Annotated in this window: 9 protein-coding genes; 5 read left to right on the top strand and 4 right to left on the bottom strand. The window is 72.5% G+C overall.

The features are described 5' to 3' along the window. Positions 1 to 299, top strand: a 299-nt coding sequence (locus tag E1293_RS40220; RefSeq protein WP_279473320.1) for an acyl-CoA dehydrogenase family protein, incomplete at its 5' end; no start/stop codon positions are given. Here E1293_RS40220 and E1293_RS40215 read toward each other — a convergent pair. After that, on the bottom strand, positions 292 to 1,707 hold the full coding sequence (locus E1293_RS40215; RefSeq protein ID WP_207939383.1) for a sensor histidine kinase: 1,416 nt from the start codon (positions 1,705 to 1,707) through the stop codon (positions 292 to 294). The genes E1293_RS40220 and E1293_RS40215 overlap by 8 nt on opposite strands. Position 1,708: 1 nt before the next feature. Next, positions 1,709 to 2,389, bottom strand: coding sequence for a response regulator transcription factor (locus E1293_RS40210; RefSeq protein ID WP_132204274.1), 681 nt, complete (start codon positions 2,387 to 2,389; stop codon positions 1,709 to 1,711). A 136-nt stretch (positions 2,390 to 2,525) separates the two neighbouring features. Here E1293_RS40210 and E1293_RS40205 point away from each other — a divergent pair, with 136 nt between their 5' ends. Both E1293_RS40205 and E1293_RS40200 read left to right on the top strand, forming a co-directional pair. After that, positions 2,526 to 3,137 carry a PepSY domain-containing protein gene (locus tag E1293_RS40205; RefSeq protein ID WP_165978614.1) on the top strand — a complete coding sequence of 204 codons (612 nt, stop codon included), beginning with the start codon at positions 2,526 to 2,528 and terminating at the stop codon, positions 3,135 to 3,137. 163 nt (positions 3,138 to 3,300) lie between these two features. Further along, a complete protein-coding gene (locus E1293_RS40200) occupies positions 3,301 to 4,098 on the top strand; it encodes an SAM-dependent methyltransferase (protein ID WP_132204270.1) in 798 nt (265 codons plus the stop codon). Here the strand turns inward: E1293_RS40200 and E1293_RS40195 are convergent. Next, entirely contained in the window at positions 4,095 to 4,877 is a 783-nt protein-coding gene (locus E1293_RS40195; protein WP_132204268.1) for a hypothetical protein, read from the bottom strand. The two genes, E1293_RS40200 and E1293_RS40195, sit on opposite strands and share 4 nt — an antisense overlap. Positions 4,878 to 5,092: 215 nt before the next feature. Between E1293_RS40195 and E1293_RS40190 the strand changes: the two genes are divergently transcribed. Together E1293_RS40190 and E1293_RS40185 are read left to right on the top strand one after the other, a co-directional pair. Then, positions 5,093 to 5,872 carry an ArsR/SmtB family transcription factor gene (locus E1293_RS40190; protein WP_132204266.1) on the top strand — a complete coding sequence of 260 codons (780 nt, stop codon included), beginning with the start codon at positions 5,093 to 5,095 and terminating at the stop codon, positions 5,870 to 5,872. Between the two features lie 52 nt (positions 5,873 to 5,924). After that, entirely contained in the window at positions 5,925 to 6,869 is a 945-nt protein-coding gene (locus E1293_RS40185) for a ribose-phosphate diphosphokinase (protein ID WP_132204264.1), read from the top strand. Positions 6,870 to 6,873: 4 nt separating this feature from the next. Here E1293_RS40185 and E1293_RS40180 read toward each other — a convergent pair whose 3' ends face one another. Further along, a complete protein-coding gene (locus tag E1293_RS40180; RefSeq protein ID WP_132204262.1) occupies positions 6,874 to 8,748 on the bottom strand; it encodes an SNIPE associated domain-containing protein in 1,875 nt (624 codons plus the stop codon). Between the last annotated feature and the right edge of the window lie 288 nt (positions 8,749 to 9,036).

The raw sequence follows: 9,036 nt of genomic DNA, 5'->3' as shown, positions 1-9,036 counted from the left end.
ATATGGCGATGCGGCTGGAGGGTGCCCGGCAGTTGACGTATCACGCGGCGGTCAAGTCCGAGCGGGCGATGCGCGGTGAGAAGATCGCGGATCTGACGTTGGTGTCGTCGGCGTGCAAGACGCTGGCTTCGGATGTGGCGATGGACGTGACGACCGACGCCGTGCAGTTGCTGGGCGGGTATGGGTATACGCGGGAGTTCCCGGTGGAGCGGATGATGCGCGACGCCAAGATCACTCAGATCTACGAGGGCACCAACCAGATCCAGCGGATGGTCATGGCCCGCCAGCTCCTCAAGTAGCCGGCAGCCGCATCTCGAAGAGCGCGCCGCCGCCGGGGGCCTCGCCGACGGTGAGGTCCCCGCCGTGCGCCAGCACCAGGTCCCTGGCGATGGCCAGGCCGAGGCCGGCGCCGCCCTCGTCCCGGCTGCGCGCGTCGTCCAGCCGCACGAACCGCTCGAAGATCCGCTCGCGGTCGGCGGGCGCCACCCCGGGCCCGTCGTCGGCGATCCGCAGCACCGCCGTGCCCGCCTCCGCGCGCAGCGACAGGCGGACGGCCGCGTCCGCATGCCGTTCGGCGTTGTCCAGCAGGTTGCCGGCCACCCGCGAAAGCCGTCCCGGCACGCCCATGACCCGCGGATCCGCCTCGATCGACGCCTGCACGGGTATGCGGTCGCCCGCCGCGCGGCGTTCCAGCTCCGCCCGCACGACCTCGGCGAGCGCCACAGGCCGGGCCGGCGGACGGTCCCCGGCGTCGATGCGGGCGAGGAGCAGCAGGTCGGCGGCGAGGTGCTGGAGCCGCACGGCGTCCTCCACGAGGCCGTCCACGTCCAGCAGCTCCGGATGCGCGGCGGCGACCTCCAGCTGCGTGCGCAGCGAAGCGATCGGGCTGCGCAGCTCGTGCGAGGCGTCCGCGACGAACCCGCGCTGCCGGGCCACCGAGCCCTCCAGCGCGGCCAGGGTCTCGTTCGTGGTGACCGCGAGTCCCGCGATCTCGTCCCGCGCGCCCGGCACGGGCACCCGCCGGGCCAGGTCGCCGGACGACGTGATCTCGGCCAGCTCCGCCCGGACGGCCTCCACCGGACGCAGCGCCCGCCGCGTCACCAGCCACGTCACCGCCGCGACCACGGCGAGCAGCAGCGGCAGGCCCACGAGCATCGCCCGGGTCGCGGTGCTGACTGCATCCTGCGCGGCGGCCAGATCGGCGCCCGCGTAGACGGTGACGGTCTCGTCCCGCGGGGTCGTCACCTCGACCGACGCGAATCGGTAGTCGGCCCGCCGCCCGTCGACGGTCGCGTCCCCGGTGGAGAAGCCGGGGTCGTCGTCCGACACCTCGCCGCGCCCGGGGTCGTCATCGTGGTCGTCATCGTCGCCGCCGCGCGCGGGTTGCCCGGGCCGCACCTCGGCCGACCCCGTCCCGTGAATCGCCTGGAGGTCCTCGCTCACCGCGCGCACCCGGCCGTCCTCGTCCACGACCTGCACCGGGTGATCCTCCGAGTCCGGCAGGTCGAGCGACGCGTACGAGGTGCCGGTCGCGAGCTGCGACGCCACCTCGCGCGCCGCGACCTCCGCCGCCAGGTCGGCCTGACCGCCGAGGTTCGCGCGCAGCAGCAGCACCACCGCGAGACCGGCGGCGACCAGCGCGACGGCCACCACGGCGGTCGCGCCCAAGGTCGTCCGTGCCCGGACCGACGACAGGCGGCGGGCCACGTCAGGTACCCCCGTCCCTGGCCAGCCGGTACCCGGCCCCCCGCACCGTCGTGATCGACCGGCGCCCGAACGGCACGTCGAGCTTGCGGCGGAGCGCGCTCACGTACACCTCGACGATGTTCGGGTCGCCGTCGTAGGCGAAGTCCCAGACCGCCTCGATGATCTGCGTCTTCGACACTACCCGGCCCGCGTTCGCCGCCAGGTGCTCCAGCACGGCGAACTCCTTGGCGGTCAGCTCCACCTCCGCGTCACCGCGGAACACGCGCCGCGCCGCCGGGTCCACGGTGAGGTCGCCGAGCACGATCGCGGGCGCGGCGCCCCGCGTCCGGCGGCGCAGCAGCGCGCGGATGCGGGCGACCAGCACCACGTAGGAGAACGGCTTGGTGAGGTAGTCGTCGGCGCCCGTGTCCAGGCCCTCCGCCTCGTCGTACTCGCCGTCCTTCGCGGTCAGCATCAGGATCGGCGTCTCGTCGCCCGCCGCGCGCAGCGCCGCGCACACCCGGTAGCCGTTCATCCCGGGCAGCATGATGTCCAGGACGATCAGGTCGTACCCCCCGCCGAGCGCCCGGTGCAGGCCCTCGGCGCCGTCGTGGACGGTGTCGACGGCGAACCCCTCGGCCGCCAGCCCGCGCGCGAGCGACGTGGCCAGGCGTTTCTCGTCCTCGACGATCAGCAGGCGCATGCTCACAGCCTGCCAAATCCCACCTGAAGACGGCTTCAGGTTGCTTCAGCGGAGCTACAGGAACGCCCGGCATCGTCCATGGCGAAGGGCGGGCCGGAACACCGGCCGCCGACACGGCACCGGAGGCAGGTACACGATGAAGTTCGACACACGGCGCAGGCTCTCGGGTCGCGGACTGCTGGTCACGGCGGTCGCCACGGGCGTCCTCGCCGCGGGAGGGGCCACGGCCGCGTTCGCGACCGCCGGCGCCGGCGGCGACGGCGGCGGCGGGGCCGAGCCCGGCGAGCGGCCCGCCGCGACGTCGGTCTCGCTGGCGCAGGCCGCGGACGCCGCGCTGAAGGCGGCCCCCGGCAAGATCGCGGAGATCGAACTCGACGGCGAGCACGGCAGGACGGTCTGGGAGGTCGACGTCCTCGCCGACGACGGCACGCCGCGCGACGTGGCCGTGGACGCCGGAAACGGGAAGGTGACGGCGAACCGCGTCGACCGTCCCGACCAGGGCGACGACGATGACGGCGACGGCAAGGCCGAGGCCGCCGCGCTGCGGAACGCGAAGGTCACCGCGCCGGACGCGGCCGCCACCGCGCTGAAGTCCGTCCCGGGCCGCGTCACGTCCGCCGACTTCGACCGCGAAGCGGGCAAGGCGGTCTGGGAGGTCGACGTGACCGCCCAGAACGGCACCGAGCACGAACTGACCATCGACGCCACCACCGGCAAGGTCCTCACCAAGGAGGTGGACGAGGACTAACGAGCACCGCAGCGGAGCGCTAGCGGAGTGAGGATGTTCGTTAGTCCCCCTTCGGGGGTCTGGGGGTCGCCCCCAGATAGGGAGTGCCGAGCACCGCAGCGTCCCCCAGGTAAGGACTGACGACATCGCAGCGGGGAAGGGGACGGCCGAGGAGGTGCGGCGCATGGGTGAGCAGAGGCCCGGGCCCGGGATCGACACGAGCGTCCCGCAAGTGGCCCGCATCTGGAACTACTGGCTGGGCGGCAAGGACAACTATCCGGTGGACCGCGAGGTCGGCGACCAGATCCTCGGGATGCTGCCGGACGTGGCCCGGCTGGCGCGCGCCTCCCGGCTGTTCCTCAACCGGGTCGTCTGGTACCTGGCCGCCGAGGCGGGGATCCGCCAGTTCGTCGACATCGGTACGGGCCTGCCCACCGTGGACAACACCCACGAGGTCGCGCAGCGCGCCGCGCCCGAATCCAGGATCGTCTACGTCGACAACGACCCGTCGGTGCTGGAGCACGCGAAGGGCCTGCTCACCAGCACCCCGGAGGGGAACACCGCCTACATCCACGCGGATCTCCGGGAGCCCGAGGTCATCCTGGAGGGCGCCGCCGAGACGCTCGACCTCGGCGAGCCGGTGGCGTTCACGCTGATGGGCATCCTGGAGTTCGTCCCGGACGACGACCAGGCGTACGGCATCGTGCGGCGGCTCCTGGACGCGGTCCCGCCCGGCAGCCACTTCGCCATGTACGACGGGACGAACGTCATCCACGGCGAGGCGTCCGACCGGATCGTCGACGTGTGGAACACATCCGGAAACGCCCCGCTCGTCCTGCGGACGCCCGAGGAGATCGGGCGCTTCTTCGACGGGCTGGAGCTCGTGGAGCCCGGCGTCGTCCCGGTGACGGACTGGCGGCCGGACGCGCCGTCCGGGATCGAGCCGGTGGACGCCTTCGGCGCGGTCGGCCGCAAACCCTAGGGGCCGGCCAGGTCGGGCCCGGCGTACCGGAGGATCTCGGTGATCTCGAACGCCGCGTCGAGCCGTCCGCCCTGGACGGCGGCCTTGTAGTAGACGAGCGCCGTGGCGAGCGCGGCGCGGTCGCCGCCCGCCCGCTCGGCCGCCGACTTCCCGAGCCGGTGGGCGTGCCGGGCGGCGGTGCGGTGGTCGATCCCGCCGCGCCCGGCGCCGAGCAGGTCGGCGGCCTGCGCGTGGCCGCCCGCGGCCGCCTCGGCCAGCAGCCGGACGGCGCCCGGCCCGCGGCCGGAGTCGGTGCCGAGCAGCACGGCGAGCCGGTAGGCGGCGTCGGGGTCGTCCGCCGCGGCCCGGTCGAGCAGCTCCCGCCCGTGCGCGCCGTGGTTCTCGATGGACGCCCGCTGGGACGCGGTCAGCCGGACCTGCGCGGACCGGTCCGCCGGGGGAGCGGACTGCGCCGTCCGCAGCCTGGACTGCCAGCCGGGCAGCGTGCTGATGCCGGGATCGCTGGCCAGCACCCCGGTCTCCCAGGCCCGGCGCTGGCAGCACAGGACGAAGCTCGCCACCCACGCCGACGACGGCGCCCGCTTGCGGCGCCCCGCGAGCACCTCGAAGACCGCGGTGGCGGACAGGACGGGCAGCCCGCGCTTGCCGTAGAGGGCGGTCAGCCGCTCGGAGATGTCGGCGAGCTTGCGGTAGGGCGGCCGGTTGCACGACTCGTAGAAGGCGTTGAGCTCCGCGACGAAGCCCCCCGTCCCCGGCGGCCGCGAACCGCTGTCGATCATGCCTCATCGCCCTCATCGCCCGTGTGGCCCGTCCCTCGTGGTAATGCTGCCAGCCGCGCCGCGCGTCCGTGGGCGAGGCGCCGTCATGCGGTGTCCTGTCTTGTTCTGGACCCGCCCGCCACGTGGTGATTCGCCGCATTCCTCCGCCGATTTGACAGGCAACCGTCCGGCTGCCTAATGTGAAAGGCAACCAGATGGCTGCATATGGGGGGACCATGGACGAGGTCTTCAAGGCGCTCGCCGACGCGAGCCGCCGCCGGCTGCTGGACGGCCTGAACGACCGCAACGGCCAGACCCTCCGGGACCTCTGCGCCGGGCTGGAGATGACCCGGCAGTCGGTCAGCAAGCACCTGGCGGTCCTGGAGGCCGCCGGCCTCGTCACCACCATGCGCCGCGGCAGGGAGAAGCTCCACTACCTCGACGCCGCCCCCATCAACGCCATCGCCGACCGCTGGATGAGCCGGTACGACCGGGAGCGCGCACGTGCCCTCGCCGACCTCAAGACCGCATTGGAGCAGGATCCGATGACCGGAGACGAGTTCGTCTACACCACCTACATCAAGACCACGCCGGAACGCCTCTGGCAGGCCCTCACCGACCCGTCCTTCACCGGCCGCTACTGGGGCGTCTCCTTCGAGACCGACTGGAAGCCCGGCTCCACGATCACCTGGCGCGAGGAGGGCGCGACGACCGCCGACCCGGAGCAGGTCGTGCTCGAAGCCGACCCGCCCCGCCGCCTCGCCTACACCTGGCACACCTTCACGCCCGAGTGGGCCGAGTCCGTCGGCGTGGACGAGGAGACCCGCGCCAAGCTCCGCGCCGAGCCCCGCTCCAAGGTGACCTTCGACCTCGAACCCGCCGGGGACACGGTGAAGCTGACCGTCGTCCACGAGGGCGGCGAGACCCTGCTCGGCATGTCCCGGCACGGCTGGCCGCACGTCCTGTCCGGCCTGAAGACCCTCCTGGAGACCGGCGAACCCCTCCCCACCACCTGATCGGGGGCGGCTCTACCATGAGGGCCGCAGTCGATCATGTGAGGAGCGCGTGGTGCGAGAGATCGCCGTGTTCAGTGGCAGCGCCCACCCGGAGCTGGCCGCCGAGGTCTGCTCCCACCTGGGCGTGCCGCTGAGCCCCGCCCGCGTCGACCGGTTCGCCAACGACTGCCTGGAGGTCCAGCTCCAGGCCAACTGCCGGGAACGCGACGTCTTCCTGATCCAGCCGCTCGTCGCCCCCGTCCAGGAGCACCTCGTCGAGCTGCTCCTCATGTGCGACGCCGCCCGCGGCGCGTCCGCCAGCCGCATCACCGTCGTGATGCCGCACTACTCCTACGCCCGCTCCGACAAGAAGGACGCGCCCCGCATCTCGATCGGCGGGCGCCTGGTCGCCGACCTGCTCGTCGCCTCCGGCGCGAGCCGCGTCCTCGCCATGACGCTGCACTCACCGCAGGTCCACGGCTTCTTCTCCGTCCCCGTCGACCACCTGCACGCCCTGCGCGAACTCGCCGACCACTTCCGCGACCGCGACCTGTCCCACACCACGGTCGTCTCACCGGACCTCGGCAACGCCAAGGAGGCCGCCGCCTTCGCCCGCCTCCTCGGCGTCCAGGTCGCCGCCGGAGCCAAGCAGCGCTTCGCCGACGACCGCGTCCAGATCAGCTCCGTCATCGGCGACGTCGCCGGCCGCGACGTCATCGTCCTGGACGACGAGATCGCCAAGGGCAGCACCGTCCTCGAACTCCTGGACCGGCTCCGCGAGCTCGACGCCCGCACCATCCGCATCGCCTGCACCCACGGCCTGTTCTCCGCCGGCGCCCTGAACCGCCTCTCCGCCGAACCCGACGTCCTGGAGATCGTCTGCACCAACACGGTCCCCGTCCCCAACGGCGACCGCAGCGACAAACTCCGCATCCTCTCCATAGCACCCGCCCTGGCCGAGGCGGTCCGCCGCATCCACAACGGCGAATCCGTCAGCGCCCTCTTCGAATCCCCCTGACCCGCTACCGCCTACTGGCCCGGAACTCCCCGGCCTCCGGCAACTCGGTGTATTCGAGCAGATGGTTGCCCGCGATGCGCTCCAGCACCCCGCGCACCTCGGCGGGCGTCGCGTAGAAGAACTCCCGCCGCAGGTTCACCTGGTTGACCCGCCGCTCCGCGAACTCCTGATGGAGCCTGCCCTCCAGCCCGACGGCGTCCTCGCTGAAGATGAGCGCGTGCACGTCGAAGCGGAACGGCACGGACGCGTCCCCCAGCTCCCGGACCCGGTCCATCGGGTCCAGCCGCCGCGTCATGCCGATCTTCACCATCCGCTCGCCGAACGCGCCGAGGTTGGAGATCACGTACACGTAGCCCGCCCGGACCTTCGCCGCGCGCCCCTCGACGTCGCTGATCGCCGACTCGACGTCCGCGAGCTTCGCGCGGAGCTCGGCGGCACCGGCGGCGTCCCCGTTCGCCTCCAGCCGCGCGAGCGCCGACTCCACATGCGAGCGCTCCTTGAGCAGCCGCGCCTTCTCGCGCTCGAACTCCTTGCGCGCCTTGTCCTCCTCGCGCTGCCGCTCACGCTCGGCCCTGACCCGCTCCTTCTCCTCCTCGGCCTTCGCGAGATGGTCGGCGGTGAGCCGCAGCTCGCGGACGCGGACCTCCCGGTACTGGCGGCTCACCCTGATGTCCATCGTCTTCCCGAGCCGCTCGATGGTCTGCGCGGTCTTGTCCAACCTGTCGATCGCCGACTGCAGCTTGTACGGGCGCATCGTCCTGATCAGGTTGTCCGCCTCCGCGTTGTAGGCGCGCAGCATCAGCTTCGAGAAGTCGCGGACCATCTTGGCGCCCTGCGCCGCCGACCCGTTCACCGTCCAGTTCGTCGCCCCGACGACCGCCTTGCCTCCACCCGCCATCGACTTGATCCGGTCCTTCACACGCGCCAGCTCCGCCTTGTAGGCGACGACGTCGGCGAGCGGATGCTGGTATTCGTAGACGCCGGCCTCCTGGAGCAGCGCGAGGTCCTGCGTCTCGACGATCTCCTTGCGCAGCGCCTTGAGCTTCCTGCGCTTCTCCTGCGTCTCGCTGCGCACGCCGGCGGCCTCGGCCCGCAGGCGCTCGATCTCCGCGGACACCTGCGGCGCCTCAAGCCCGCCGAGCCGCTCCAGCCACTGCCGCAGCTCCGCGTTCTCGGCCTCCAGCTCCTCGATCCGCTGCCGCCTGCCACCGAAGACGGGCTTCGCCCTGCCCGCCTGGTGCGGCCCCGCCGGAGGCGGGGTGGAAGCGGGCGCCGGCACGGGCGCTGGCACGGGCGCCGGGTCCGGGGGCGCGGCGGGCAGCCAGAACTGCCAGCCGCGCGGCGCGGGCGGCCAGCTCGCGTCGGGCTGCCACCCGGGCGGCGGAGTCCATCCGGCCGGCGGCGCGGGCCACGTCGGCGGCGGGTTGTACCGCCACCCGCCCGGCTCGGCCGGTCCGGTGAACACCTCGGGCTGCACGGCCTCTGGGGGCCGCGCGGCGCCCTCGATGATCCTCCGCAGGTGCGGCGCGTCCTGATCGTGGACGTCGCCGAAGTCGGTCTCGGTCCCGGCGGCGTCCAGTACGACGAGGAACCAGCGCTGCTGGTACGACTTACGCGTCTCGACGGCGGTGACGCCGACAATGGAGATCTCCTGCCGCGGCCCCTCCCGCACGAGGTCGGGCGCCGATAGGCCGAGGACGCGCCTGTCGGTCACGGCGACGTGCGTCAGCGTTGGAAGCGCCTTCACGGTCGCCGCGATTGCCAGGACCGTCTCCCCGTCCCGGAGGAAGAACCTGATGCCGCGCATCAGGTGGTCCGTGCCGGCGGGATCCAGCTCGGCCCCGACATAGCCCGGTCGTTGCACGTCCTGCATCGTCATCGCGTCCTCGCTCCGCTGTCAGGGCAGAACGGGACGGACCCGGATGAGTGAGTCGTTCCCCGTGCTGCCGTCGTCTGGACGGTCGAGGGGAGCGCTCGACTCCTCTAGGACGGACCGGATGCGGTCGGGGTTTACTCGATGCGGGTGTCGGCGCGGGGGTCACAGGAGCATGTCGGTGCCGCCGGATTCCTCTTCGCCGTCGGTGGTGTGCTCCATTTCGAGGTACTCGTCGTCGGGCCAGAGTTCGTTGGCGATGAAGGCGAGGTACTCCTCGTCGCCGGGGTCGAG

The sequence above is a fragment of the Actinomadura darangshiensis genome (assembly GCF_004349235.1).
Lineage (GTDB): Bacteria > Actinomycetota > Actinomycetes > Streptosporangiales > Streptosporangiaceae > Spirillospora > Spirillospora darangshiensis.
The sequence above is the reverse complement of the archived record's forward strand: the minus strand, read 5'-3'. Positions and strand labels throughout refer to the sequence as shown.

Bases quoted from the DNA above. Each gene is read 5' to 3' on its own strand.
- E1293_RS40180 (WP_132204262.1), bottom strand. From the start codon at position 8,748: ATGACGATGCAGGACGTGCAACGACCGGGCTATGTCGGGGCCGAGCTG.
- E1293_RS40210 (WP_132204274.1), bottom strand. From the start codon at position 2,389: ATGCGCCTGCTGATCGTCGAGGACGAGAAACGCCTGGCCACGTCGCTC.
- E1293_RS40200 (WP_132204270.1), top strand. From the start codon at position 3,301: ATGGGTGAGCAGAGGCCCGGGCCCGGGATCGACACGAGCGTCCCGCAA.
- E1293_RS40190 (WP_132204266.1), top strand. From the start codon at position 5,093: ATGGACGAGGTCTTCAAGGCGCTCGCCGACGCGAGCCGCCGCCGGCTG.
- E1293_RS40205 (WP_165978614.1), top strand. From the start codon at position 2,526: ATGAAGTTCGACACACGGCGCAGGCTCTCGGGTCGCGGACTGCTGGTC.
- E1293_RS40195 (WP_132204268.1), bottom strand. From the start codon at position 4,877: ATGATCGACAGCGGTTCGCGGCCGCCGGGGACGGGGGGCTTCGTCGCG.